Genomic DNA, 25793 nt, shown 5'->3' on the forward strand with positions numbered 1-25793 from the left:
CTCGAGGCCGTGCGAAGGGGGTCAGGCGGCGAGTTGGAGGCCCAGGGAGGTGAGGTTGGTGCGGGCCCAGTCGAGCTCCTCGGCCAGCAGCGACACCAGCGCCCCCGGCCCCTTGGCGCGTCCCGGCACCATCAGGTTGTGGGTCTCGACCTCGATGTGGGCGGTGCCGTTCACCGCGCCCGACAGGATGGCGGTCAGCGTGTCGTGCAGGACCGCGCCGGTGTCGGTGTGGTTGTGGACGTGCCCCAGCTTGACCACCGGCGCGCCGACCTCGGCGAGCCCGCGCAGCGCGGCGCCAGGCTCCTCGCCGCCGCCGCAGGCGAGGTTGCAGGCGTCGAGGCAGACGCCGAGGTGCTCGGAGTCGATGCCGCCCACCCGCTCGAGGGCCTGTTCGGTCGTCTCGAGGACGCACCCGGGCCACGGCTCGAAGCCGACCCGGATCGTCTTCCCCGTGACGCTGTAGATGCCGCGCAGCTCGCGGGCCAGGCGCTCCAGCCTGCGGGTGGCGATGGTGTGCAGGTCGGCGGGCCAGTCGCGGCGCCAGCCGATCGGGATCGTGGAGATGCTGCCGAACCGCACGTCCTCCGGCAGCAGGAAGGCGAGGATCTTGGCGAGGGACATCGTGTAGCGGTAGCGCTCGGGCTTGGCCCAGTCGGGGCCGGGCACCTCCTGGTTGCGCCCGCCGGTGCCGTTCAGGCTGACCACTTCGAGGCCGCGCTCCTCGAGGGAACGGCGCAGCCGTACGAGCTCGATGCGGTCGGCGATCAGGTGGTCCGCCACGGCGGGCGAGAGCCACAGGCCGATGCCCATCCGCTCGACGGCCAGGCGCTTGCGCACGGGCACGGCGTAGCGGGTCAGGTGGGCGATCAGGTTTTCGAGGTCCTCAGCGGGGTGCACGCCGGCGTTGTAGGCCAAGTGAACGAGCGTTCCGTCATCGTGACGCAGGCGCATCGGCTTCCTCCACGGCTTGCACTGGGTGTTGTGTCCATTGCCCGGACGTATACCGAGCTTGCCCGCCCGGCGGTGGCCTCCGCGTCCGCCCTGAGTTGACTCCTGACTACGCCTCAGGGATTAGCCCCACCCTAAGGACGCCTTCTTGTGGGTCACTTGTGCGGGACTGGCAGGCCTTGCTCTACAGATTGTAGTACTACTTCCGGTGGCGGTATAGCCGATCTCAACCTGGAGTCACCAATCTGACATCAAACCGATGCGCCGCGTCCGCCATCCCGCTCGCCGCCCGTCGGCCGGCGCCCGCGTGAGCCACCGAGCCGGCCCGTCGTGCGGCTCGACGTGCGCCGTGACGGCGGGAAGCGAAGTCCTGCTGGGCGGCGCGCCTTCCGCGATGGCGCGGATCAGGCGGGAGGTCCGTCGTCCTGGGCGGGGCAGCTGTCCACGCAGCAGCGAACGAAGTCGCGGATCACGGGGTCGCTGCCGGCGGCGGCGGGCCAGGCGACGCCGACCCGGCTGGGACTGATGCCGGTCACCGGCCGATAGGTGACGCCGGGGCGGCGGTAGAAGCGGGCCGAGGCCGCCGGTGTGAGACTGATGCCGTATCCGTTGGCGATCGCGGTCAGCCATTCATCGGTGTTGCGGGCGACGGCGCCGACCCGTGCGGTGCTGCCCTCGCGTGCGTCGTTGCCCATCCAGTAGTCCCGCCACGAGCCCGTTTCACGTGGGGCGGCCACGAAGGGCTCATCCCACAGGTCCTGGAACGGGATCTGCTCCTGCGCGGCCAGGGGATGCGTGTCGCGGAGCGCGACCCAGCGGGGCTCGGTGAACAGCTCCTCCACGCAGAAGGCGTCCTGACCGGGGAACGGCAGACGCACCAACGCGGCGTCCACCTCGCGGTCGGCGAGACCGGCGGTGGGATCAGTCCAGTCGGAATGTCGCATGGCGACCTGCCAGCCGGGGCGGTGCCGCGCGAACGCGGCGACGATGCGCTGCGTGAACTCGTTGGCGGCACTGGCGACGAATCCGACCCGCAGTACCCGGGTCTCCCTGCGGGCCTCGGCGCGGGTCTCCCGCAGCGCCCGGTCCCAGCCGGACAGGAGGGTGGGCGCCTGGTCCGCCAGGACCCGGCCCGCTTCGGTGAGGAGCATCCCGGCCCTGGACCGCGTGAACAACTCCACACCCAGCTGGTTCTCCAGCTGCCTGATCTGCTTGGTCAGGGTCGGCTGCGCCACGAAGAGCCGCTGTGCAGCGCGGGTCAGGTTCCCCTCTTCCGCTACCGCGACGAAGTAGCGCAACAGCCGAGTGTCGACGTCCATGCCGCCAGGCTATGGAAGCAACTATTGGACGAGGACGCGGGGCTCTCGCGAGAGTTGACCGTGAAGGGGAACACCAGTTCGCAGGCTTCCCCCGTAGCGCGACCTCTATCCCACGGAAGTGCCCATGTTCACGGCCTATGTCGTCGTCACCGTGCTGGCCGCAGCGGCCAGCGCCTACTCAGCACTCAACCACTTCATCCGCCCCAGGTGGATTCTCGACAACATGACCAGGTACGGCGTGCCGCATTCGTGGCTGCCCCCGCTGGGCGCCCTCAAGGCGGCCGGCGTGGTGGGACTGCTCGTGGGCATCGGCGTGCCCGCGATCGCGGTCGCGGCGTCAGCCGGGCTCATCCTGTACTACCTCGGCGCCGTCGTGACCATCCTGCGCGCCCGTGTCTATACGCATCTCATCGCCCCGCTGCCGTTCCTCCTGCTGGTCGTGGGCTCGCTGGTGCTGCGCCTGACCGCGTCCTGAGCGAGCCCACCGGCGCTCCCTCGGGTACGCCGCCTGGCGCGGGCGCGCACCGGCCGACGAACCGACCCGCGCGCGGCACCCGGCCACACGAGCGAGGGGAACGAACGAACCGCGACGGCGGCCGGTCATGCGGGACCCTTGGCGCGGCCGGACGCGAGGGCGTCATGCGGGACCCTCGGCGCGGCCGGACGCGGGGGAACGGGGGGCCCGGCGGGGTGAGGTGGGGTGCGCGATGGGGCTCGGGGGCGCGTCTTCGGGCGGAGCACGACGCAGGGCCCGCGCGGGAAGTCCCGCGCGGGCCCTGGGAGAACCTTGCGCTAGTTCTGGATCGGCTCCGCGATGGCGGCGGCCGAGTCGGGAACGCGCGAGGCGGTCTCGCCGGTGAAGGTGAACTTGGCGTTGTCACCCTCGCCTTCGATGTCGACCTTGACCACCTGGCCGGGACGCAGCTCGCCGTACAGGATCTTCTCCGACAGAGAGTCCTCCAGCTCGCGCTGGATCGTACGGCGGAGCGGACGGGCGCCCATCACCGGGTCGTAGCCGCGGTCGGCCAGCAGCTGCTTGGCGGCGGGCGAGACGTCGAGCCCCATGTCGCGGTCCTTCAGGCGCTCGTCCACCTGGGTGAGCATCAGATCGACGATCTTGATGATCTCCTTCGGGGTGAGCTGGTGGAAGACCACGATGTCGTCGACACGGTTGAGGAACTCCGGCCTGAAGTGCTGCTTGAGCTCTTCCTGGACCTTCGACTTCATCCGGTCGTAGTTGGACTCCGCGTCGTTGGACTTCGCGAACCCGACCCCGATGCCCTTGGAGATGTCCCTGGTGCCGAGGTTGGTGGTCATGATGATGACCGTGTTCTTGAAGTCGACCACCCGGCCCTGGGCGTCGGTCAGGCGACCGTCCTCCAGGATCTGCAGCAGCGAGTTGAAGATGTCGGGGTGGGCCTTCTCGATCTCGTCGAACAGGACCACGGAGAACGGCTTGCGCCGCACCTTCTCGGTCAGCTGGCCGCCCTCTTCGTACCCGACGTAGCCGGGCGGGGAGCCGAACAGCCTGGAGACGGTGTGCTTCTCCATGAACTCCGACATGTCCAGCATGATCAGAGCGTCTTCGTCGCCGAAGAGGAACTCCGCCAGAGCCTTGGACAGCTCGGTCTTACCGACGCCCGAGGGGCCGGCGAAGATGAATGAGCCGCCGGGACGGCGCGGGTCCTTCAGACCGGCGCGGGTACGCCGGATGGACCGCGACAGGCCCTTGATGGCGTCGTCCTGGCCGATGATCCGCTTGTGGAGCTCGTCCTCCATGCGGAGCAGGCGCTGGGACTCCTCCTCGGTCAGCTTGAAGACAGGGATGCCGGTGGCGGTGGCCAGGACCTCGGCGATGAGCTCCTGGGTGACCTCGGCCACGACGTCCATGTCGCCGGCCTTCCACTCCTTCTCGCGGCGCTCGCGCTTGAGCTGGAGCTGCTTCTCCTGGTCGCGGAGGGCAGCCGCCTTCTCGAAGTCCTGCGCGTCGATCGCGGACTCCTTGTCGCGGCGGACGTTGGCGATCTTCTCGTCGTACTCGCGCAGGTCCGGCGGCGCGGTCATCCTGCGGATGCGCATCCGGGAACCGGCCTCGTCGATGAGGTCGATCGCCTTGTCGGGAAGGTAGCGGTCGCTGATGTAGCGGTCGGCCAGCTGCGCGGCGGCCACCAGCGCGTCGTCGGTGATGGACACGCGGTGGTGCGCCTCGTAGCGGTCGCGCAGACCCTTGAGGATCTCGATCGTGTGGCTGAGCGAGGGCTCGGCCACCTGGATCGGCTGGAAGCGGCGCTCCAGCGCGGCGTCCTTCTCGAGGTACTTGCGGTACTCGTCAAGAGTGGTGGCACCGATGGTCTGCAGCTCGCCGCGGGCCAGCATCGGCTTGAGAATGCTGGCGGCGTCGATCGCGCCCTCCGCGGCGCCCGCGCCGACGAGCGTGTGGAGCTCGTCGATGAACAGGATGATGTCGCCGCGGGTGCGGATCTCCTTGAGCACCTTCTTGAGGCGCTCTTCGAAGTCACCGCGGTAACGGGAGCCGGCCACCAGCGCGCCGAGGTCAAGCGTGTAGAGCTGCTTGTCCTTCAGCGTCTCGGGGACCTCGCCCTTGACGATCTTCTGCGACAGGCCCTCGACGACGGCGGTCTTGCCGACGCCGGGCTCGCCGATGAGAACGGGGTTGTTCTTGGTCCTCCTGGAGAGGACCTGCATGACCCGCTCGATCTCCTTCTCACGGCCGATGACCGGATCCAGCTTGCCCTCACGGGCCGCCTGGGTCAGGTTGCGGCCGAACTGGTCGAGCACCAGGGAGGTGGAAGGCGCGGACTCCTGCGGGCCACCCGCGGCGGCCGGCTCCTTGCCCTGGTAGCCGTGGAGCAGCTGGATGACCTGCTGCCGCACACGGTTGAGATCGGCTCCAAGCTTGACCAGCACCTGAGCCGCCACACCCTCACCCTCACGGATGAGCCCGAGCAGGATGTGCTCGGTGCCGATGTAGTTGTGACCCAGCTGCAAAGCCTCACGGAGCGACAGCTCAAGAACCTTCTTGGCCCGCGGGGTGAACGGAATGTGCCCCGACGGAGCCGATTGGCCCTGGCCGATGATCTCCTCGACCTGCTGACGCACACCCTCAAGGCTGATGCCGAGGCTCTCCAGAGCCTTGGCGGCTACGCCCTCACCTTCATGGATCAAACCAAGAAGAATGTGCTCAGTGCCGATGTAGTTGTGGTTGAGCATCCTGGCCTCTTCTTGGGCCAAGACGACAACCCGCCTTGCTCGGTCGGTGAACCTCTCGAACATCTCGTCGCTCCTCACAGAGCGGTCAGTCAGGCCGGTAAATCCGGTCCCGTCCTCCCGCATGCTAGCCCTGGCTCGGCGAACCATGCCTCTTGCCGCTGACACGCTCTATAGCAGAGACGTTCCCCGAGAGCAGGGCGTTCACCCTCCATCCAACTACCTACTGGGGGTGCTGTGTTCCCGATACGCCGCAAGCGAACGACGTTTAGCGCGCCGGCCACTGGCAGCGCGACAGACCCGGTTTTCACGGGCAAACACGATCATGCGCTTATGGCGATCTCCGGGGTTCTAGGCGATCGGCATAAGCGCATGATGTCAGTGGGCTGCTTCGTACTTCTCCACGATCGCGGAGGAGATGCGGCCCCGCTCGCTGACCTGGAGGCCGTGGGCCTTGGCCCACTGCCGAATCTCGGAGCTCTTCTCACGGCTCATCGAACGCGCGCCTCCGCGTACCCGGCGACGGGCCGCAACGGCGCCCGACTTGCGGGCCGACGACACGAAAGGCGTCAGCGCGTCCCTCAGCTTCTTGGCGTTAACATCGCTGAGATCAATCTCATAGGACGCTCCGTCAATGGCGAAGCTGACCGTCTCATTGGCCTCGCCCCCATCGAGGTCATCGATGAGAATCTCCTGGATCTGCTTGGCCATCTACGGAATCCTTTCCCGGAGCATTGTTTCATTCGCCTGCCAAACATATACCCGGAAAGGCGACGAGACAATTCAGCGCTTCGCGGATTCCCTGACTACTGGGTCAGATCCGGTTCCCGGCGGACCCGTCCTGTTTGGACGGCGCCCGGCGGCTCATTCCGCTCCACTCCGCCTCATGGGGTTTGTGGGAGACGCGCCCTTTATGCACAAGCCGCTCGGCGACGGGCGCGGCGCGGCTGTTGTCGACTCTCCGACCCGACGATAGCGCCCCCAAAGAGGGCGACCACCAGGCGGGGGTGTGCCACCTAGCCTAATGCCAGTCTCTCCAGAGTTCTTACCCGATCGCCCGGAAAATCCTGAAAAATCGGCGTCTGGGGGTAGATGCACACTTCAGTGAGGGTCTTTGATCACCAAGGAACCCGCCCATCTGTCGTGCAACCCCCGTTGCAAGGGCTTGTCGATCAAGATAGACAGCCCGACGGCGAACACCAGGATTCCCACTACGACATTGACTCCCGGAATCTCCGCCAGGGCGATGGGCCCGGGATAGAGGATCGCGCGTTTCGCAAGGTCCCCCGGCGACAGCCGGCGGCCCGGCGCGCGCTCCAGCCTAATCTTCATGATCGCCTTCCCGAAGGTACGGCGGCGCCGGTAATGAGCCAGGCAGTCATAGCCCGCATAAGCCAACCCGACGACGAGCCAGGCGAACAAGCCGGGCAACCAGTCGCCGTACACCTCAAGAAGCCCTACAGTTCGCAACAAACCCCAGGCCGCGATGAACAGAATGTAATAGAAGACCCCGATGACGAGGGCCTCAATGCTTCGCGCGACGAGCCGTTCCCACCAATCAGCCGGTACGGCCCGCACTCCCGGCGGCGGCGCGACCATAAGGCCCATTCTGTACGCCCGCCGACGGCGATTACAGGGCCAAGACGCGAAAACGGGGGCCGGCGTCCAGCCGGCCCCCGTTTTTTAAGTGTCCGCTTACTTGATCTTCACGACCACGGTTCCGCCGACCTTGTCGGCGAAGGTCTGCTGCAGCGGCTTGTCCCAGAGCTGGGAAGCGGCGTTGACACCGATCGCGGCGAACGAGAGAAGACCGCCCACCACCGGCACCACCTGAAGAATGACGCCGCCCCAGGTGACACCCGCCCGCTTGAGCGCGGCATCGCCGGACAGTCCGCCCGGAGTCAGAGCACCGCCAACCGGGACGATCTTGATGCCCATGACCATCTTGCCCAGCGTCTGCCCCTTGGCCTTGGTCATCAGGTACTCGTAGCCAACGTAGAACAGCGTCGCCAGGACCGCCGCAATCGCCGACGCCGCGAACCCGCTCAGCCCGCTCGTCGCACCGGTGCTGAGGTTGTAGCTGGCCACGAAGAAGATGGCGAGGATGAGACCCAGCACGAACCAGAAGATCCCGAAGATCACACCGTCGACGATGCGGGCGACCAGGCGCTGCCACCACTCGGCGAGCGGGGCGGGCGCGCCGGGCGGCTGCACCCCTGCCGGCGCCCCGTAGGGCTGGCCGTAGCCGGGCTGCCCGTACGCGGGCTGCTGCTGGCCGTAGCCGGGCTGGGCGTAGGGCTGCTGCTGGCCGTACGGGGACTGCTGGCCGTAGCCGGGCTGCGACTGGCCCTGCTGGCCGTAGTCGGGCTGACCGTAGGAAGGCTGCTGGCCCGAGGACGGCTGCTGCTGCCCGTAGCCGGGCTGCTGGCCGTAACCAGGCTGCTGCTGCCCATAGCCGGGCTGCTGCTGGCCGTGGCCGGGCTGGCCGTACTCGGGCGGCTGGCCCGAGGATGCCTGCTGACCGTAGCCCTGCTGCTGCCCGTAGTCGGGCTGACCGTAGGAAGGCTGCTGGCCCGAGGACGGCTGCTGCTGCCCATAGCCGGGCTGCTGACCGTAGGAGGGCTGCTGCTGCCCATAGCCGGGCTGCTGCTGGCCGTAGTCAGGCTGGCCGTAGGGCTGCTGCCCCGAGGAAGGGGCCTGCTGCCCGTAGCCGGGCTGCTGGCCGTAGGAGGGCTGCTGCTGGCCGTAGCCGGGCTGCTGACCCGAGGACGCGGCCTGCTGGCCGTAGCCCTGCTGCTGGCCGTAGCCGGGCTGGCTGTAGCCCTGCTGACCATAGCCCTGCTGCTGCTGGCCGTAGCCCTGCTGCTGGCCGTAGTCGGGCTGGCCCTGGGACGGCTGACCGTAGCCGCCGCCTTCATGGCGGTAGCCCACGATCGTCACGTCAGGATCGGGCTGCTCGCCCGGGCGTCCTGCGTTCTGCTGACCGTATCCGGAATTGTCATCAGGTTGATCCTGCGGATACGGCGGCTGTCCGGTGCTCACCGTGTCACCTCGCTTCGATGGCGCATGTGGCACATGTCAGGACACATGCTTGCTGTTGCCCAACGTATCGACATGAGTATCAACAATCACCTTTCCTCTTGGTCAACGCCATAGTCAACTGCTTCCAGATGGAGCAGCATCCTGGTGTTGCCAAGGGTGTTGGGCTTGACATGCTCCAGATCCAGAAACTCGGCCACACCCTCGTCGTAGGAGGCCAGCAACTCGGCGTAGACCTCGGGTGACACCGGTGTTCCCTGGATCGGGACGAAGCCGTGCCGGGCGAAGAAGTCGACCTCGAACGTCAGGCAGAAGACCCTGCGGAGCCCCAGGTCACGGGCCGTTCCCACCAGCGCGGTAACAATACGGTGACCGATGCCTGAACCTTTGACGGCGGGGTCGACCGCGACCGTGCGAATTTCGGCGAGGTCCTCCCAGAGCACATGGAGCGCGCCGCAGCCGACGACCTGGCCGCCGCGCTCGGCGACCCAGAACTCCTGGACGTCCTCGTACAGCGTGACCGTGGCCTTTTCCAGCAGCTTGCGGCCCGCGCCCGCGTAGATGTCGACCAGGCGCCTGATCGACCTGACGTCCGGCGTGCGGGCTCGCCGTACGACGATCTCGGTGTCCTGCATTGTGCGCTCGACGACCTGCTCCATGGCCCTTCAGCGTACCTAGCTCGTTTCGGCCCACCCTTAACTACCGTCACATGACGCACTGTAGCGAGGCGGGCACGCTATGCATCTCTGCACGACAAACCCGACAAACCTTCGCGAAACTCAGTAAAGGCTTTGCAATCCCCTGGTCGATCGGGCTTTTGCGTGATCTACCCGTGATCCTTTGGATGCGCATCCTCTACTGGATTGGCAGTTCTGGTTGAGCACGAACCTTGCTTGCACTAGTGTCCACCGACGATGTCCCCCACGCGGCCAGGCGTGGAGACACGCCTAATCCCCCACAAGGGGAGCCGGGGACCCGCCGGCGGCCGCCCAGCCGTCAAGGGGTGAATCCGAGCTCGGGCTCGGTAGGGCTGCTCCGGCCCGAACCCGTCAGCTAACCCGGTCGGCGACTACGAGAGGAGCTGGTTGGTGAAGCGCAGGCGCATCCGCGAAGGGGAGTCGGCGGGCGAGCACGCCCGCCCCCACGAACCCGGTTCCCGCCAGAAGCGGTTCGCGATCCTGGGCGCCGCGATGGCCGTTCTGGTCCTCACCACGCCTCTCGGCTCGGCCATGGCCGACCCCAAGCCGTCGCTCAGGGAGCTCTCCAAGCAGGTCGAGAAGCTCCACAACGACATCGAGACGCTCACCGAGCAGTACAACGGGCAGCGCGAGAAGCTCAAGAGCGTCAAGAAGTCCGCGGACAACGCCAAGAAGATCCTGGCCACCAGCGAAGCCGATCTGGCAGCCAAGCGCGCCAGGGCCACCCTCCTGGCCGAGAGCACCTACATGTCCGGCGGTTTCACCGACGGCCTCGCCTTCGCCAACGCGACCGATCCCGGCGCCTTCCTCGACGCCGCCGCCACCTCCTTCGCCATCAACCAGCAGCAGGGCCAGGAGGTCAAGGAACTCGCCGAGTCCATCGCCGCCGCGGAGAAGGCCAGGGCGACGGCCAAGACGCGCCTGGCGGAGGTCCAGAAGCTCGTCGACGACCTCGGCGGCAAGCGGGACAAGATCACCTCGATGGTGGCCAAGGTCGAGAGCAGCCTGTTCAGGCGGGCGATCGGCGAGGCGGGACGGCCCGGCACCCGCGCCACCAAGGTCAACCTGCCGATCATCGGCAGCGGCAAGGCGGCGGAGGCCGCGCGCTGGGCGCTGACGCAGCAGCTCAAGCCGTACGTGTGGGGGGCCGAAGGTCCCGGCTCCTACGACTGCTCGGGGCTGGTCATGGCCGCCTACCAGCGCGTCGGCATCAGCCTGCCGCACTACACCGGCGACCAGTGGACCGCGGGCACGCACATCACGCGCGAGGAGCTGCGCCCGGGTGACCTGGTCTTCTTCTACAGCGACCTGCACCACGTGGGCATCTACATCGGCGGCGGGATGATGGTGCACGCGCCCCAGACCGGCGACGTCGTCCGGATCGCCACGATCGGCAACAGGCCCTTCGCGGGAGCCGTCCGCATCGCCGACTAGTAGCCGGGAGCCGCTCGCGCCGGAACCGGATGGAGGCCGTACGCGAGACGCAACCGCGCCGGCTAGATGAGTCTTCGGCGCGCCGCCCAGGCCACCGCCTCGATCGCCGTGGCGACGCCGATCCTGTCGCAGATGACCCGCAGGCGGCGGCGGACCGTGCGACCGCTGATCTCCAGCGTCCTGCCCACGCGGTCGACCGTGACGCCCTTGGCCAACTCCGCCAGGAGTTCCAGGTCGTCCTGGCTCAGCACGACTCCGTCGTCGGTGAGCACATCCATCGGGAGCCCTCCCCCCAACAGCACAACTCGGCGACGTCTCGGCCCGAGCAAGCTGCTCGTCTCGCAGACGGTAAACGCATACGGGAAAGGTCGTCAAGGTCGATTCGTGCGGCGCTTGACGGCGGCTATTGACTTGATCGTTTCTATATGAAGAACTCGCATGGCGTGTGGTGCGTAGAACGGTCCACAACCGCCTAACAGGAAACTGTCCTTATCCGGAATTTCGCCCCGATTGTTCGCCGTCCCGTTGGGCGTCATAGTGTTCGCGGGGGAGCTCGACATCCTCGATGTGACTCTCGGCCCATTCCTTGATCGCCGCCATGAGTGGCAGCAGGCTCGTTCCGAGTGGCGTCAGCCGATAATCGACCCGCACCGGCACCGAGGCGGTCACCGTTCTGGAGGCCAGGCCGTCCCTTTCCAGTCCGCGAAGCGTCTGGGTCAGCATCTTCTGACTCACACCCGCCACCGTCCTGGCGAGATCGCTGTAACGCAGCGGCCCATTGGCGAGAGCCGTGAGCACCAGACTGACCCATTTGTCACTAAGCGCGTCGAGCAGCTTCCTTGAAGGGCACTGCGCGATATAGGCGTCATAAGCCTGCTTGGCCTCGGCGCGGCGCTCGGCCGCCGTCATGGTCGCCAACGGGGCTCCTTCGGGTGGGTTACGCACTTCCAGGTGCCTTCTTACCAGAAGAGAGCAGCTCTCCCTAGGGTCGGCGGCATGACGACAATGCGTGCGCTCATCGGCGGTTCAGGCTCGCCCGAGCTCATCGAGGCTCCGATCCCTCAGGCGGGCAGCGGCCAGGTGCGAATCAAGGTGGCGGCGGCGGGGGTGAACCTGTTCGACCTCGCGGTCGCGGCGGGAACCCTCGTCGACTACGGCGTCGCCCGCAGGCTCGCCTCCTACGGGCTCGGCTTCGACGCGGCAGGCGTGATCGACCAGGTCGGCGAGGACGTGGCCTTCACGCCCGGCCAGGAGGTGATCGCCCTCGTCGGCCGGCTGGAGCTGCCGACCAAGGCGCAGGCGGAGTACGTGGTGGTCGACGCCCACGCGGTCGCGCCCGCGCCGCAGGGGATCTCCGCCGTCGAGGCGGCCACGCTGCCGCTCAACACGCTGACCGCGTGGCAGGCGCTCGACAGGGCGCGGCTGGACCAGGGCAGGACCGTGCTCGTCACAGGCGCCGCCGGCGCGGTCGGCGGGTTCGCGGTGGAGCTCGCGACCGCCCGCGGCCTGCGGGTGGTGGGCGCGGCCGGGAGGGACGACGAGGAACTGGTGCGGGGCTTCGGTGCGGAATGGTTCGTCCCGCGCGAGGAGGACCTCGGGGAGGGCGTCAGGCGGCGGGTGCCCCACGGGGTGGACGCCGTGATCGACGCCGCGGTGACCGGCCTCGCGGGGCTGAACGCTCTACGCGACGGCGGCACCTTCATCACGCTGACGGCCGGAGTGGCACCCGTCGCGCTGCGCGGGACCGACGTGGCGACCGTGTTCTTCAGGGAGGAGCCGCGCCAGCTCGCCGAGATCGCCCGGCTCGCCGGGCTCGGCAGGCTCACCGCCAGGGTCGCCGGCACCTACCCGCTGGAGAAGGCCGCCGACGCGCACGCCCGCCTGGCCGCGGGAGGCCTGCGCGGCCGCCTGGTCCTCACACCTTGACGCGTCACGACGCGTGTCCGGTACGGCGCGAGCCGCTCGCCTGCCGTACCCGGTCCCTCGCGGGAAGCCCGTGCGGGACCGGGGCAGAGGCAGGGTCAGTGGGAGGGCTTGACCAGCGGGAACAGGATCGTCTCCCTGATGTTCTTGCCGGTGAAGGCCATGATCATCCGGTCGATGCCCGCGCCCATGCCACCCGTCGGCGGCATCGCGTACTCCAGCGCCTGGAGGAAGTCCTCGTCGAGCTGCATCGCCTCGAGGTCGCCCCCGGCGGCCAGCACCGACTGCTCGGTGAGCCGGCGGCGCTGCTCGATCGGGTCGACCAGCTCGGAGTAGGCCGTGCCGAGCTCGGTGCCGAATCCGATCAGGTCCCACTTCTCGGTGAGCAGCGGATCGTCGCGGTGCTGCCTGGTGAGCGGCGAGGTCTCCAGCGGGTAGTCCATGACGAACGTCGGCTGGATCAGCGTGTGCTCGACGAGCTCCTCGAAGAGCTCCTGGACGAGCTTGCCCTGGCCCCACTTCGGGTCCCAGTGGATGTCGCGCTTGTCGGCGTACTTCCTGACCTGGTCGAGCGGGGTCTCGGTGGTGATCTCCTCACCGAGCGCCGCGGAGACCGACCCGTACAGCGTGATCCGCGGCCACTGCACCAGACCCAGGTCGATCTCGACGCCGTCGTGGACGACCACGGTGGTGTCCAGAGCGGCGACGACCGCCTTCTGGTACATCCGCTGCGTGAGGTCGGCCATGTCGTTGTAGTCGAGATAGGTGCCGTAGGCCTCGAGCATCGTGAACTCGGGGTTGTGCGTGGAGTCCGCGCCCTCGTTGCGGAAGTTGCGATTGATCTCGAAGACCTTCTCGATGCCGCCGACCACGAGCCGCTTCAGGTAGAGCTCGATCGCGATGCGGAGGTAGAGCTCCATGTCGTAGGCGTTGATGTGCGTCTTGAAGGGACGCGCCGCCGCGCCGCCGTGGATCGGCTGCAGCATCGGCGTCTCGACCTCGAGGTAGCCCTCCTCGTGCCAGAAGTCGCGCACCGCGCGGACCGTGGCGCTGCGGACGTGGGCCATCCTGCGCGCCTCGTCGTTGACGATGAGGTCGACGTAGCGCTGCCGTACCCGGGCCTCGGGGTCGGTGAGGCCGACGTGCTTCTCCGGCAGCGGGCGCAGGCACTTGGAGGTGATCTGCCAGCTGTCGGCGAGGATGGACAGCTCCCCGCGGCGGGAGGTGATGACCTCGCCCTCGATGCCCACGTGGTCGCCGAGGTCGACGTCACGCTTCCATGCGGCCATCGACTCCTCCCCGACCTTGTCGAGGGAGATCATGACCTGCAGGTCGCCGCTGCCGTCACGCAGGGTGGCGAAGCAGAGCTTCCCGCCGATGCGGTTGAGCATGACGCGCCCCGCGACGCCGACCTTGTCGCCGGTCGCGGTGTCAGGGTCGAGGCCCTGGTATTTCTCCCTGATCTCGGCGTTGGTCGCCGTACGGGGAAAGGTCACCGGATAAGGGTCGACGCCCTCGGCGCGAAGGCGGTCGAGCTTCTCCCTCCGGATGCGCATCTGCTCGGGAAGTTCGTCGCTCACAACACCAAAGGGTACCGATATGGCGCAATGCAAGAGTTCGTCAGCTCTTTGCAAAGGGAGTGCAAGCAGAGGGGCTTAGAACTGACGCATAGAGCCCAGGGGGGATCCGGCAGGGAGCCGGAACCGTGGGGCTCAAGGAGAGATCATGATGAAGAAGCTCGCGACAGGCTTCCTCGCAGTGGCCGCCACCGGCGCACTCGCTCTGTCGCTCCCCGCCACCGCCAACGCCTCCACTTCCTCCTCCTCCACCACCTCCGCCTCGGACTACGACGACTACTGGGGCCCCTACTACTCCAAGTACGGCCTCGCCAGGGCGAACGGCTGGATCGGCGTCGAGGGCGACTACGAGGACGGCAACTCGGTTCACGTCAAGGGCCGGCTGTACGACCTGGACAACAGGAAGTACAGCGAGGGCGGCAAGTGCGCCTACGTGAAGTTCCAGGCGGCCGACGACGAGTACGACTGGTACCAGGTCTACTCCCGCTACTACTGCGGCTACCCCGGCTACAAGACCTTCTCCTTCCACGAGGACGACGTCTACGCGGTCCGCGTCAAGGTCTGCCAGTACGACCCCTACACCCACAAGGTCAGCAAGTGCGGCAAGTGGTGGGACATCTACGACGCCGAGGAAGTGTGATCGTCACTGCGCCGAAGGGCCCCTTCCCGCGGGGGCCCTTCGTCATGTCGTGTTGCGGTTGTAGATGAGCCTGAGCCCGATGAGCGTCAGCCACGGCTCGTGCACGTCGATCGAGCGCGACTCCCTGACCACGAGCGAGGCGTGGCCGCCGGTCGCCACCACCGTGACGTCGTCGGGGTCGTCGGCGAGCTCGGCCGCCATCCGCTCGACGATGCCGTCGACCTGGCCGGCGAAGCCGTAGATGATGCCGGACTGCAGCGCCTCGACGGTGTTCTTCGCGATGACGGACCGCGGCCTGATCAACTCGACCTTGTGCAGCTGCGCTCCCGCGGCCGCCAGGGCGTCCACGGAGATCTCGATGCCGGGCGCGGTGACCGCGCCGACGTACTCGCCCTTGGCCGACACCGCGTCGAAGGAGGTCGCGGTGCCGAAGTCGACGATGATGCAGGGCCCGCCGTACTGGTCGATGGCGGCCAGGGAGTTGACGATCCTGTCGCTGCCGACCTCCTTGGGGTTGTCCATCCTGACCGGCACGCCGGTGCGGATGCCCGGCTCCACGATGACCGCGGTGACGTCGCCGTAGTAGCGGCGGCACATCTCGCGCATCTCGTTGAGGACAGAGGGGACCGTCGAGCAGATCGCGATGCCGCTCACGTCCGCGCCCTTCAGCAGGGGCGACTGGGCCAGCAGCCCCTGCACGACGACCGCGATCTCGTCGGCGGTACGGCGGGCATCGGTGGCGATCCGCCAGTGTTCGATGACCTCCTCGCCCTCGAAGAGGCCGAGAACCGTGTGCGTGTTGCCGACGTCGATCGCTAGCAGCATTTAGTTCCCCCGTAGATCCAGGGCTATGTCAAGCGCAGGTGCCGAGTGCGTGAGCGCTCCCACAGCAACGTAGTCCACGCCAGTTTCGGCTACATCACGGGCCGATTCCAAGGTCAGCCCTCCGCTCGACTCGAGTCGCGCCCTCCCGTCGACGAGTTTCACGGCCCGGGCCAGCTCCTCCACCGTGAAGTTGTCCAGAAGGATCTCTTCGGCGCCTTCGGCGAGGACGGGCGCGATCTGGTCGATCCTGTCCACCTCCACCTCGATCGGGAGGTCCGGATACAGATCTCTCACCTTGCGGAAAGCCTCGGCGACGCCTCCCGCGGCGACCACGTGGTTGTCCTTGATGAGGGCGGCGTCCGAGAGCGACATGCGGTGGTTGACCCCGCCGCCCGCCCTGACCGCGTACTTCTCCAGCGCCCTCAGCCCCGGCAGCGTCTTGCGGCTGTCGCGCACCCTGGTGCCCGTCCCCTCGACCGCGGCGACCCAGCGGGCGGTGAGCGTCGCGACGCCGGACAGGTGGGTGAGCAGGTTCAGCGCGGTGCGCTCGGCGGTGAGCAGGTGGCGCGTCTCGCCCTGGACGGTCATGAGCACGTCGCCGCGGCGCACCCGCTCGCCGTCCTTGACGGTGCGCTCGACGGAGGTGACGCCGAGCCTGCGGAAGACCATCTCGGCGACGGCGAGGCCCGCGACCACGCCGTCGGCCCTCGCGACGACGTCCGCGGTCGCGAGCTGGCCCGGCGGGATCGTGGCCAGGGAGGTGACGTCACCCGCCTCCTGGAGGTCCTCGGCGAGCGCGCGCGAGACGACCTCGTCGACGACGGCGGCGTCGAGGCCCGCGGACTCCAGTTCGTCCGCCAGGCGCGGCCCCGTCCCGTGCGGGGTGTAGGTCATGGTCAGTCCTTCCGGTGTCAGCGTGATGTCCAGGTGCCCGAGCCAGTTCTCGTCGTCGCGGTCGGGGAAGTCCTCCCGCCAGTGCGAGCCCCTCGTCTCCAGGCGGGCGTGGGCGGCGGCCACGAGGACCGAGGCCACGGTGAGCAGGTTCGTGCTCTCCCACGACTCCACGCATGGCTGGACGGCCACCGGGGTCCATCTGGCATCCCGCAGCGCGGTCCCCGTCCTGACCACCGAGGACCTGCTGCGCAGCACGCCCGCGCCGCTGCTCATGTGGGCCTGGACGCGCGTGCGGGCCCGGGGGTCGACGAGGCCCTCCTCGGCGGTGGACACCACGGGCTCGCCGGGGGCCGGCCGTACCTGGTGGATGTCCTCGGCGATCCGCTCGGCGAAGACGAGCCCCTCGAGCAGCGAGTTGGAGGCCAGCCTGTTCGCGCCGTGCACGCCCGTGCAGGCGACCTCGCCGCAGGCGTAGAGGCCCTCGATCGAGGTGCGCCCCCGCAGGTCCGTCCTGACGCCGCCGCTGGCGTAGTGGGCGGCGGGCATGACGGGGATCGGCTCGGTGGTCGGGTCGATCCCGTGGTCGAGGCAGATCGCGTAGATCGTCGGGAAGCGGTTCTTCCACTTGTCGAGGCCGAAGTGGCGGCCGTCGAGGTAGACCTGCCCGGGCTCGCTCGTGATCGCCTTGGCCACGACGTCCCGCGGCGCGAGCTCGTCGGTGAACCTTTCGCCCCGGGCATTGACGAGGTGGGCGCCCTCGCCGCGCACGGCCTCGGAGATCAGCGGCTGCTGGCCCGTCGACTCCTCCCCCAGCCACAGCACGGTGGGGTGGAACTGGACGAACTCCAGGTCCCTGACGACGGCCCCCGCGCGCAGCGCGAGCGCCACGCCGTCGCCCGTGGAGACGACGGGGTTGGTGGTGGAGGCGTAGACCTGGCCCATGCCGCCGGTGGCCAGCACCACGGCCCTGGCCCGCGCCTCGCCCACGCCGTCGCGCGCGCCCTCGCCCATCACGTGCAGCGTCACGCCCCTGGCCCGGCCCTCGGCGTCCTTGACCAGGTCGAGCACGAGCGCGTGCTCGATCACCTCGATCGTGGCGTGCGCGAGCACCGCCTCGATGAGCGTCCGCTGCACCTCGGCGCCTGTCGCGTCGCCGCCCGCGTGCACGATGCGGTTGCGGTGGTGGCCGCCCTCGCGGGTGAGTTGCAGCTCGCCCCGCTCGTCGGTGTCGAACCTGGCGCCCCTCGCGATCAGGTTCCGCAGCGCGCCGGGCCCCTCGGTCACCAGCGTCCTGACGGCCTGCTCGTCGCACAGCCCGACGCCCGCGACCAACGTGTCGTCCAGGTGCTCGGTGGGCGAGTCCGCGGGGTCGAGCACGGCGGCGATGCCGCCCTGCGCCCACCTCGTGGAGCCGGACGACAGCACGTCCTTGGTGACGACCAGGATCTTCGCGGCGGGTTCGAGCTCGGCGTAGCGCAGGGCCACGGTCAGCCCTGCGACACCCGAGCCCACCACGACGACGTCGGCCTCGACCGTCCACCCGGGGGCGGGCGCGGTGAGCTTCATGGGGATCGCCGGTGCACTCATGGGGGACCTCCTCAGATTTCGTCAATATGACGATAACGCCCGGCGGCCCGTGCTCCCTTCCCGCCCCCCATGTTTCATCAGTGGACCACGTCGCCCCGCATGGCTCCTTCTACGGCCGCCGCCAGGTCGGAGCCCAGTTCGACGATGCGGTTGTCGCGGTCGACGTGGACCACCCGAGGCGTGAAGGAGCGCGCCTCGGCGTCGTCGAGCTGGCCGTACGCGATGATGATCACCAGGTCGCCTGGAGAGATCAGCCGGGCGGCGGCGCCGTTGACGCCGATGATCCCCGACCCTCGCGGACCGGTGATCGCGTAGGTCACCAGGCGGGCGCCGTTGTCGATGTCGACGACGTGGACCTGTTCGCCCTCCAGCAGGCCGGCCGCCTCCATCAGGTCCTCGTCGATGGTGAGGGAGCCCACGTAGTGCAGGTCGGCCTGGGTGACCGTGGCTCGATGGATCTTGGACGACATCATGGTCCTTAACACAAGTGCCTCCTCAGAACGTCACAAGGACGTTGTCGATCAAGCGGGTGGTGCCGACTCTAGCCGCCACCGCCAGGACCGCCTGGCCGCTGAAGGAGTCGGGAACCTCCGCGAACGTCGCGGGGTCGACGAGGACGAGGTAGTCGACCGCGAGCCCCGACGCGGCCAGTTCCGCGGTGGCGGCGGCGCGCACGGAGGCGGGCGCGCTCTCGGCTGCTCCCGCGAGCAGGGCGCGGGACAGGGCGAGGGCGGTCCGCCTGTCGTCGGTGGTGAGGTACCGGTTACGGCTGGACAGGGCGAGCCCGTCGGGCTCGCGCACGGTGGGCGCGCCGACGATCTCCACGGGCAGGTCGAGGTCGGCGACCATGCGCCTGATGAGCGCGAGCTGCTGGGCGTCCTTCTGGCCGAAGACGGCCACGTCGGGCCGGACCAGGTTGAACAGCTTGAGCACGACGGTGAGCACGCCGTCGAAGTGCCCGGGGCGGACCGCGCCCTCGACGATCGCGCCCATCTCGCCCGCCGAGACGCCTACCTGCCGGTCGGGGCGGTACATGTCGTCGGCCGAGGGGGCGAAGACCACGTCCACCCCCTCTTCCGCGCAGACGTCGAGGTCGGTGTCGAAGGTGCGGGGGTAGCGGGAGAAGTCCTCGCCGGGGCCGAACTGCAGCGGGTTGACGAAGACGCTGACCACGACCTGCTCGGCCAGTGCGCGGGCCTGCCGCATCAGCGAGCGGTGCCCCTCGTGCAGGGCGCCCATGGTGGGGACGAGCGCCACGCTCCCCGAGGAGCGGGCTTTCTCGAGGTCGGCGCGGTCGTGCGCGACGATCAGTTCCATCGATTCCTCCTAGACTGATCAGGTCCAGGCGGAACGTCCCGGCCCGATCAGGTCCAAATGTTCCCCCCGAGCGCGTCGAGCAGTCGCTCGGCCGCCTCGGGCTTCAGCAACCCGGCGGCGAGCGCCCGGTCCGCCGTGAGCCTAGCGAGTGCCACGTATGCGTCGGCCGCTTCGGGTGCCGCCAGGATGAGCGCGTCGACGTGTTTGCGCACGGTGCCGGCGTCACCGCGCACCACGGGCCCCGTCAGCCCCGAGATGCCGAGCCTCAGGACGTTGTCCAGCGCGGCCCCGAGCAGCGGTCCCAGCATCCTGCCGGGGTGCTCGACGCCGATCCTTTGCAGGAGCTCGGACGACTCGGCGATCAGCGTCACCATGTGGTTGGCCGCCCCCGCGATGGCCGCGTGGTAGAGGGCACGGTCGGTGTCGGCGATCCAGACCGGCTCGCCGCCCATCTCGATGACCAGCGCCTCGGCGATCGGGCGCAGCGGGTCGGGCGAGGTGACGCCGAAGGAGATGCCGGTGATCCTGTTGAGGTCGTCGTCCCTGCCGGTGAAGGTCATCACGGGATGCAGGGCCAGCGGCAGCGCGCCTTCCTGCGTGGCGGGATCGAGTACGGCCAGCCCGTACGCGCCGCTGGTGTGGACGAGCAGCTTGCCGCGAAGGTCGGCGCCGGTGGCCGCGAGACCCGCGACCAGCTCGGGCAGCGCGTCGTCGGGGACGGTGAGCAGGATCAGCTCGGCCCTGGCGACGACCTCTTCCGGGCTGAACGTGCGCACGCCGAGCCGCTCGGCCGCCCAGCGCTGCGAGGTGTCGGAGACGCCGCCGGCGGCCACGATCCTGTGGCCTGCCTGGGCCAGCGCGGCGCCGAGCACCGAGCCCACCTTGCCCGCGCCCAGTACGCCGACGGCCAGCCGGCCCGGGCGATCACCTGCGTCCATGACGTCGCGCTCCCCTGTCATCCGACACTGCTGACCAGGGTATCCGGCGCTCTACAGCAGCCACGGTCATGGCTCTTTTGCCGCATGTTGGGCTGAGTCAAAGCCTGACAAGGGCATACATATGGGACACCCCCGCCAGAGGGCGGGCGCCGAGCCATGGTGACTCGGCGCCCGTTCCCGCACCAGAGGGCCGACCCACCGCCGACGGGCCGGCCCCTGGTGTGAAAGCGCGGGTGTGAAAGCGCGCCCGCCCTGCTTCGTCGCAGGACGGGCGCGCGGTCTTCAGGTCACCACCGGTTGACGACCGAGGCACCGCCCTTGCAGCCGGCGACAGCCACGCCGAAGAGGGCCACGGCGTTGCCGCACACGTTCACCGGGATCGAGATCGGCGCGATGATCTGGTTGCCTGACAGCACGCCGTTGTCACCGCTGGTGACGTTGTCCGCGTGGGCGGCGGGCGCGCCGAACGCCATCATGGCCAGCACGCCGGCGGCGACGACAGTCTTCTTGAGCATGGGGGTGTCCTCTCATTGCGCGGCGCGCGGCCGCGGTACCGATGCCTGCATCGACGATCGGCCGGGCCCACTGGGGGTAAGGTCGGGGCGACCGTCCGATGACACCGGGTAACCGTAGCGCAAAGCGGCGACAGGGAGTAGTCATTACATCACTGGGCGTGTCATCGGGTGACCATGAGATAGTCCGTGACATGTGGCTCACCTGGCGAGCGGCGATGGAGCGGGCACTTTACGGGGAGAGCGGCTTCTACCTGCGCGAACGCCCCTCAGGGCACTTCCGCACCTCGGTCGGCGCCTCGTCCGTCTTCGCGGGGGCCGTGCTGACGCTGCTGCGGCGCCTCGACACCGATCTCGGCCGGCCCGACCGGCTGGACCTGGTCGACATCGGCGCCGGCGACGGAGCGTTGTCCGCCGCCGTGCTCGCGGCCGCTCCGCCGTCGCTGCGCGACCGGTTGAGCGTCACGGCCGTCGACCTGTCCTCCCGCCCCGCCGGGCTGCCCGACGAGATCGCGTGGAGCCACGCGATCCCGCAGGGGATCACCGGCATGGCGATCGCCAACGAATGGCTGGACAACATCCCCTTCGACGTGGTGGAGCAGACCGCCGAGGGCCCTCGGGTGGTGCTCGTCCACATCGAGACGGGCGAGGAGCGGCTCGGCCCGCCGCCCTGCGAGGACGACCTGCTCTGGCTGGAACGCTGGTGGCCGCTGCGCCGCGTGGGCCAGCGGGCCGAGGTCGGCAGGTCGCGGTGCGCGGCGTGGGCGGCCGTGATCGGACGGCTGGCCGGCGGTCAGGCGATCGCCGTCGATTATGCACACCCTGTGGATAACCGACCTCCCCGCGGCACGCTCACCGGGTACAGGGACGGTGCGGTCGTCGCGCCGATACCCGACGGGACCTGCGACATCACCGCTCACGTCGCGCTCGACGCGTGCGCGGACGCGGGCCGGCGAGCCGGTGCGATATCCACAACCTTGTCCACACAGCGCGACATTCTGCGCACTCTCGGAGTGACCGGCGTCCGCCCCCCGCTCGACCTCGCGCGGACCGATCCACCCGGATACCTGCGGGCGCTGGCCCGCGCCTCACGGGAGGCCGAACTGATCGACCCGGCAGGCTGGGGCGGCTTTGGATGGCTTAGCCAGATACGTTAACCATGTGGAGATCGAACAGACCCCGCTTCCAGGCATCGGACTCAAACACGAGTTCGGTACCCAGTCAGGCCGCCGCGTCGCCGTCGTCTCACACCGTTCGGGGCGGCGTGACCTCATCATCTACGACCGGGACGATCCCGACCGGGCGTGCGAGGCCATACAGCTCAACGACGAGGAAGCCGACGCGCTGGTCGAGCTGCTCGGCGCGCCGCGCATCGTCCAGCGGCTCAACGCGCTGCACCGGGAGATCGAAGGGCTGGTCAGCCTTCAGGTAACGGTCCTTCCCGGCTCGCCGTACGACGGCAGGACGCTGGGCGAGGCGCGCATCCGCACCCGCACCGGCGCCTCCGTGGTCGCCGTGGTGCGCGGGTCCCAGGTCCACGCGAGCCCCACGCCCGACTTCAGGTTCGCGGCCGCAGACGTCGTGGTCGTCGTCGGCGACGCCGAGAACACCGCCGCCGCCGCCGACATCCTCGCGGACGGCTGATGCGAAGTCTGCTCGTCAGCTCGTCAGAGGCCATCTGATGGGAGTTCTCGCAGGAGAAGTCCACAACACGGCCATAGTCTTCCTCGAACTCGGCGGCATCATCCTCGGCCTCGGCGTGCTCGGCGCGCTGGCGTTGAGGGTGGGGATCTCCGCCATCCCCCTCTACCTGATCGCCGGCCTCGCCTTCGGACAGGGCGGCATCCTCCCTCTCGCGACCAGCGAGGAGTTCATCGCCATCGGCGCCGAGATCGGCGTCGTGCTGCTCCTGCTGACGCTCGGCCTGGAGTACAACGCGGGCGAACTCGTCTCCAGCCTGCGCGGCAACGCCCGGGCGGGCCTGGTCGACATCGTCCTCAACGCCACCCCTGGCGCGGTCGCGGCGCTGCTGCTCGGCTGGGGTCCCGTGGCGGCCGTCGCGATGGCCGGCGTCACCTACGCCACGTCTTCGGGCATCACCGCGAAAGTGCTGTCGGACCTCGGATGGATCGGCAACCGCGAAACACCCGTCGTGCTGTCGCTGCTGGTCTTCGAGGATCTGGCGATGGCCGTCTACCTGCCGCTGCTCACCGCGATGCTGGCCGGCGTCTCCCTGGTGACAGGAGCGATCTCGCTGAGCATCGCCCTCGGTACGGTCACCGTCGTCCTGGTGATCGCGCTGCGCTTCGGCAGGTTCATCGAGGCGTTCGTCTCCAGCCCCAACAACGAGGTGCTCCTGCTCAAGGTGCTCGGCCTGGCCCTGCTGGTGGCGGGTTTGGCCCAGGAGCTGCAGGTGTCGGCGGCCGTCGGCGCCTTCCTCGTCGGCATCGCGCTGTCGGGCGAGCTCGCGCACGAGGCGAGAGCGCTGCTGATGCCGCTGCGCGACCTGTTCGCCGCGGTGTTCTTCGTCTTCTTCGGTCTGCAGACCGACCCGACGAAGATCCCGCCCGTGGCGCTGCTCGCGCTCCTGCTCGCCTTCGTCAGCATCGTCACCAAGCTGCTGACCGGCGCCTACGCCGCCCGCAGGGCGGGCATCGCCAAGGCGGGCCGGATGCGCGCGGGCATCGCGCTGGTCCCGCGCGGCGAGTTCAACATCGTCATCGCGGGACTGGCGGTGGCGGCGGGAGCCCATCCCGATCTCGGCCCCCTCGCCGCCACCTACGTGCTGATCCTGGCGGCCTTCGGCCCCCTGGCGGCCAAGCTGGTCGAACCGCTTCTCACCCGGCCTCCTGCGTCGGCCCCGTGAGAAGACCCGCTGTGCCCGCCGGCTCGCTCGCTTCGCTCAGTCGCAGGAGACCTCCAGCGACCGGAGCCCGCGAATGATGTAGCCGGGGTTCCAGACGGGCTCGCTCGTCAGCTCCATCGCCGGCGCCCTCCTCAGGAGGGCGCCGAAGGACTCCACCAGCTCGATCCTGGCCAGCGGCGCGCCCAGGCAGAAGTGGATGCCGGCGCCGAACGAGATGTGCGGGTTGTCCGCTCGGCCGACGTCGAGCGTGTCGGGCTCGTCGAAGACCTCGGGATCGCGGTTGGCCGAGCCGAACAGCAGGGCCACCTCCACGCCCTTCGGGATGGCCACGCCGCCGACCTCGATGTCCTCCAGCACCCAGCGCTCGAACATCTGCAGCGGGGTGTCGTAGCGCATCAGCTCCTCGATCGCCGTGGGAAGCAGCGAGAGGTCCTCGCGCAGCCGTACCAGCTCGGAGGGGTTGCGGAACAGCGACCACCAGCCGTTGCCGGTCACGTTCACGGTCGCCTCGTGGCCCGCGTTGAGCAGCAGCACGCAGGTGCCGACCAGCTCGTCCTCGGTCAGCTCCTCGATCTGCGCGAGGGCGCTGATCAGGTCCTCGCCGGGAGCGGCCTTGCGGGCGCGGGCGAGGTCCTTCAGGTAGTCGGAGAACTCCGACGCGGCCCTGACCGCGGTGTGCTGCGCCTCCTGCGAGGGGTTCAGCTCGTACATGCCGCAGATGTCGGCCGACCATGGGCGCAGCAGGTGCCTGTCGGCGTCCGGGACGCCGAGCATCTCGGCGATGACGGTGACCGGCAGCGGCTCGGCGACCTCGGCGATCAGGTCGCCGCCGCCCTTCTCCACGAAGTCGTCGACCAGGCGCTCGACGATCGCGCGGACCCTGGGCCGCATCGACTCGACCATCCTCGGCGTGAACGCCTTGGAGACCAGCCGGCGCAGGCGGGTGTGCACCGGCGGCTCGACGTCGAGCATGCCGGCGTTGACCACCCGCCAGAACGGCTCCTGGAACTCCGGCTCCGGCTCGCGCCCGAACTCCTCGTGCGTGGCGAGGTGCAGGTAGGACCTGCCCAGACGGCGATCCCTGAGCAGCGCGTTGACGTCCGCGTGCCTGGCGATCAGCCACTGTCCCGTGGGCTCGAAGAAGCTGACCGGCGCGTCGCGCCGCAGCTCGTCGTAGACCGCGTAGGGCGAAGCTACAAAATCCGGATTCCAAGGATCAAAGCGCACTACTGCATATTAGATTCGGCCTTCGCGTGCCTGCTCCTCATCCTGATGTTGAGCAGCTCGACGATCACCGAGAACGCCATCGCGAAGTAGATGTAGCCCTTCGGGATGTGCTGGTCGAAGCCCTCGGCCAGGAGCACCACCCCGATCAGCACCAGGAACGACAGCGCCAGCATCTTGATGCTCGGGTGCCTGTCCACGAACCTGCTGATCGGCCCCGACGCGAACAGCATCACCAGCACCGCGACGATGACGGCCGCGACCATCACGCCCAGCTCGTCCACCATGCCCACCGCGGTGATGACCGAGTCGAGCGAGAACACGATGTCGAGCACCATGATCTGGAGGATGACCGACGTGAAGGAGGTCACCTTGCGGTCCTTGCCGTCCTTGTCCTTCAGCTCCATGCTCTCGCCGATCTCCAGCACGCTCTTGGCCAGCAGGAACAGGCCACCGAGGATGAGGATCAGATCGCGGCCCGAGATCCCGTGCCCGAAGACCTCGAAGAGCGGCTCCGTCAGCTTCACCACCCAGGAGAGCCCGAGGAGCAGCAGCAGACGCGAGACGAGGGCGGCGGCGAGTCCGAGGACCCTCGCCCTGTCGCGCTGCTCGGGCGGCAGCTTCCCTGCCAGGATCGAGATGAAGATGATGTTGTCTATTCCCAGGACGATCTCCAGGGCGACCAGGGTGAAGAACCCGATCCAGATCTGTGGGTCTGCCACCCAGTCCATCATCATGTGCCTCCTTGGTTCGCTGTCCCCAACCCCAACGAGCCGATCGCCCCAGAAGTTCGCGGCTTGCGAAGTGGCACCCCGTGTCGGTTA

The 25793-nt window shown here is 68.6% G+C and carries 25 protein-coding genes and 1 riboswitch; of the genes, 7 read left to right on the forward strand and 18 right to left on the reverse strand.

Annotated elements, in window-relative coordinates:
• Positions 1 to 21: 21 nt before the first annotated feature.
• On the reverse strand, positions 22 to 915 hold the full coding sequence (locus tag AC3EO4_RS07340) for a TIM barrel protein (protein WP_379574727.1): 894 nt from the start codon (positions 913 to 915) through the stop codon (positions 22 to 24).
• Between the two features lie 437 nt (positions 916 to 1352).
• Entirely contained in the window at positions 1353 to 2267 is a 915-nt protein-coding gene (locus AC3EO4_RS07345; RefSeq protein WP_431894440.1) for a LysR family transcriptional regulator, read from the reverse strand.
• A gap of 124 nt (positions 2268 to 2391) precedes the next feature.
• Here AC3EO4_RS07345 and AC3EO4_RS07350 point away from each other — a divergent pair, with 124 nt between their 5' ends.
• Positions 2392 to 2742, forward strand: coding sequence for a DoxX family protein (locus tag AC3EO4_RS07350; RefSeq protein ID WP_431894442.1), 351 nt, complete (start codon positions 2392 to 2394; stop codon positions 2740 to 2742).
• A gap of 317 nt (positions 2743 to 3059) precedes the next feature.
• Here AC3EO4_RS07350 and AC3EO4_RS07355 read toward each other — a convergent pair whose 3' ends face one another.
• The 5 genes from AC3EO4_RS07355 to AC3EO4_RS07375 all read right to left on the reverse strand — a co-directional run bounded on the left by AC3EO4_RS07355 (position 3060) and on the right by AC3EO4_RS07375 (position 9193).
• Positions 3060 to 5561, reverse strand: coding sequence for an ATP-dependent Clp protease ATP-binding subunit (locus tag AC3EO4_RS07355; RefSeq protein ID WP_379574730.1), 2502 nt, complete (start codon positions 5559 to 5561; stop codon positions 3060 to 3062).
• 312 nt (positions 5562 to 5873) lie between these two features.
• Positions 5874 to 6206, reverse strand: a complete 333-nt coding sequence (locus AC3EO4_RS07360) for a histone-like nucleoid-structuring protein Lsr2 (RefSeq protein ID WP_358137658.1) — start codon at positions 6204 to 6206, stop codon at positions 5874 to 5876.
• A 390-nt stretch (positions 6207 to 6596) separates the two neighbouring features.
• Positions 6597 to 7094 carry an RDD family protein gene (locus AC3EO4_RS07365; RefSeq protein ID WP_431894444.1) on the reverse strand — a complete coding sequence of 166 codons (498 nt, stop codon included), beginning with the start codon at positions 7092 to 7094 and terminating at the stop codon, positions 6597 to 6599.
• 96 nt (positions 7095 to 7190) lie between these two features.
• The gene (locus AC3EO4_RS07370; RefSeq protein ID WP_379574733.1) at positions 7191 to 8537 is read right to left on the reverse strand and encodes an RDD family protein; all 1347 of its coding nucleotides are present in this window, start codon (positions 8535 to 8537) and stop codon (positions 7191 to 7193) included.
• Positions 8538 to 8623: 86 nt separating this feature from the next.
• Positions 8624 to 9193 (reverse strand): amino-acid N-acetyltransferase, encoded by a 570-nt coding sequence (locus AC3EO4_RS07375; RefSeq protein WP_379574734.1) that lies wholly within the window; start codon positions 9191 to 9193, stop codon positions 8624 to 8626.
• Positions 9194 to 9468: 275 nt separating this feature from the next.
• Positions 9469 to 9617, forward strand: a riboswitch (cyclic di-AMP (ydaO/yuaA leader).
• 5 nt (positions 9618 to 9622) lie between these two features.
• Between AC3EO4_RS07375 and AC3EO4_RS07380 the strand changes: the two genes are divergently transcribed.
• Positions 9623 to 10666 (forward strand): C40 family peptidase, encoded by a 1044-nt coding sequence (locus tag AC3EO4_RS07380; RefSeq protein WP_431894446.1) that lies wholly within the window; start codon positions 9623 to 9625, stop codon positions 10664 to 10666.
• Between the two features lie 62 nt (positions 10667 to 10728).
• On the opposite strand, the gene AC3EO4_RS07385 is transcribed toward AC3EO4_RS07380, so the two are convergent.
• Complete coding sequence (locus AC3EO4_RS07385) at positions 10729 to 10944, reverse strand: LuxR C-terminal-related transcriptional regulator (RefSeq protein WP_358137671.1); 216 nt, start codon at positions 10942 to 10944, stop codon at positions 10729 to 10731.
• A 211-nt stretch (positions 10945 to 11155) separates the two neighbouring features.
• Positions 11156 to 11575: a winged helix-turn-helix transcriptional regulator gene (locus AC3EO4_RS07390; RefSeq protein ID WP_431894694.1), complete on the reverse strand. Its 420-nt coding sequence runs from the start codon at positions 11573 to 11575 to the stop codon at positions 11156 to 11158.
• 87 nt (positions 11576 to 11662) lie between these two features.
• Between AC3EO4_RS07390 and AC3EO4_RS07395 the strand changes: the two genes are divergently transcribed.
• The gene (locus AC3EO4_RS07395; RefSeq protein WP_379574736.1) at positions 11663 to 12592 is read left to right on the forward strand and encodes an NADP-dependent oxidoreductase; all 930 of its coding nucleotides are present in this window, start codon (positions 11663 to 11665) and stop codon (positions 12590 to 12592) included.
• A gap of 95 nt (positions 12593 to 12687) precedes the next feature.
• Here the strand turns inward: AC3EO4_RS07395 and lysX are convergent, their stop codons facing one another.
• On the reverse strand, positions 12688 to 14169 hold the full coding sequence (lysX, locus tag AC3EO4_RS07400; RefSeq protein WP_431894448.1) for a bifunctional lysylphosphatidylglycerol synthetase/lysine--tRNA ligase LysX: 1482 nt from the start codon (positions 14167 to 14169) through the stop codon (positions 12688 to 12690).
• A 145-nt stretch (positions 14170 to 14314) separates the two neighbouring features.
• Between lysX and AC3EO4_RS07405 the strand changes: the two genes are divergently transcribed.
• The gene (locus tag AC3EO4_RS07405; RefSeq protein ID WP_431894450.1) at positions 14315 to 14806 is read left to right on the forward strand and encodes a hypothetical protein; all 492 of its coding nucleotides are present in this window, start codon (positions 14315 to 14317) and stop codon (positions 14804 to 14806) included.
• 42 nt (positions 14807 to 14848) lie between these two features.
• Here AC3EO4_RS07405 and AC3EO4_RS07410 read toward each other — a convergent pair whose 3' ends face one another.
• From AC3EO4_RS07410 to AC3EO4_RS07435, 6 genes are all read right to left on the reverse strand, one after another.
• Positions 14849 to 15631 (reverse strand): type III pantothenate kinase, encoded by a 783-nt coding sequence (locus tag AC3EO4_RS07410; protein WP_379574739.1) that lies wholly within the window; start codon positions 15629 to 15631, stop codon positions 14849 to 14851.
• Positions 15632 to 18112 (reverse strand): L-aspartate oxidase, encoded by a 2481-nt coding sequence (locus tag AC3EO4_RS07415; RefSeq protein WP_431894452.1) that lies wholly within the window; start codon positions 18110 to 18112, stop codon positions 15632 to 15634.
• Between the two features lie 77 nt (positions 18113 to 18189).
• On the reverse strand, positions 18190 to 18597 hold the full coding sequence (panD, locus tag AC3EO4_RS07420) for an aspartate 1-decarboxylase (RefSeq protein ID WP_379574741.1): 408 nt from the start codon (positions 18595 to 18597) through the stop codon (positions 18190 to 18192).
• Positions 18598 to 18607: 10 nt separating this feature from the next.
• A complete protein-coding gene (gene panC, locus AC3EO4_RS07425) occupies positions 18608 to 19429 on the reverse strand; it encodes a pantoate--beta-alanine ligase (protein WP_379574742.1) in 822 nt (273 codons plus the stop codon).
• Between the two features lie 47 nt (positions 19430 to 19476).
• Positions 19477 to 20367, reverse strand: a complete 891-nt coding sequence (locus AC3EO4_RS07430; protein WP_379574743.1) for a Rossmann-like and DUF2520 domain-containing protein — start codon at positions 20365 to 20367, stop codon at positions 19477 to 19479.
• Positions 20368 to 20654: 287 nt separating this feature from the next.
• The gene (locus AC3EO4_RS07435) at positions 20655 to 20882 is read right to left on the reverse strand and encodes a chaplin family protein (protein WP_379574744.1); all 228 of its coding nucleotides are present in this window, start codon (positions 20880 to 20882) and stop codon (positions 20655 to 20657) included.
• Positions 20883 to 21073: 191 nt separating this feature from the next.
• Here AC3EO4_RS07435 and AC3EO4_RS07440 point away from each other — a divergent pair, with 191 nt between their 5' ends.
• Genes AC3EO4_RS07440 through AC3EO4_RS07450 form a run of 3 tightly spaced genes read left to right on the forward strand, consistent with a single transcriptional unit; the run spans position 21074 to position 23745 of the window.
• Positions 21074 to 22036 carry an SAM-dependent methyltransferase gene (locus AC3EO4_RS07440; RefSeq protein WP_431894454.1) on the forward strand — a complete coding sequence of 321 codons (963 nt, stop codon included), beginning with the start codon at positions 21074 to 21076 and terminating at the stop codon, positions 22034 to 22036.
• A gap of 4 nt (positions 22037 to 22040) precedes the next feature.
• A complete protein-coding gene (locus tag AC3EO4_RS07445) occupies positions 22041 to 22523 on the forward strand; it encodes a cation:proton antiporter regulatory subunit (protein ID WP_431894456.1) in 483 nt (160 codons plus the stop codon).
• A 37-nt stretch (positions 22524 to 22560) separates the two neighbouring features.
• Complete coding sequence (locus tag AC3EO4_RS07450; RefSeq protein ID WP_379574748.1) at positions 22561 to 23745, forward strand: cation:proton antiporter; 1185 nt, start codon at positions 22561 to 22563, stop codon at positions 23743 to 23745.
• Positions 23746 to 23781: 36 nt separating this feature from the next.
• On the opposite strand, the gene AC3EO4_RS07455 is transcribed toward AC3EO4_RS07450, so the two are convergent.
• Both AC3EO4_RS07455 and AC3EO4_RS07460 read right to left on the reverse strand, forming a co-directional pair.
• On the reverse strand, positions 23782 to 24972 hold the full coding sequence (locus AC3EO4_RS07455; protein WP_431894458.1) for a cytochrome P450: 1191 nt from the start codon (positions 24970 to 24972) through the stop codon (positions 23782 to 23784).
• A complete protein-coding gene (locus AC3EO4_RS07460) occupies positions 24972 to 25706 on the reverse strand; it encodes a TerC family protein (RefSeq protein ID WP_417629460.1) in 735 nt (244 codons plus the stop codon). The genes AC3EO4_RS07455 and AC3EO4_RS07460 overlap by 1 nt, the downstream gene beginning before the upstream one ends.
• Positions 25707 to 25793: the final 87 nt, after the last annotated feature.

Source organism: Nonomuraea sp. bgisy101 (assembly GCF_057708945.1).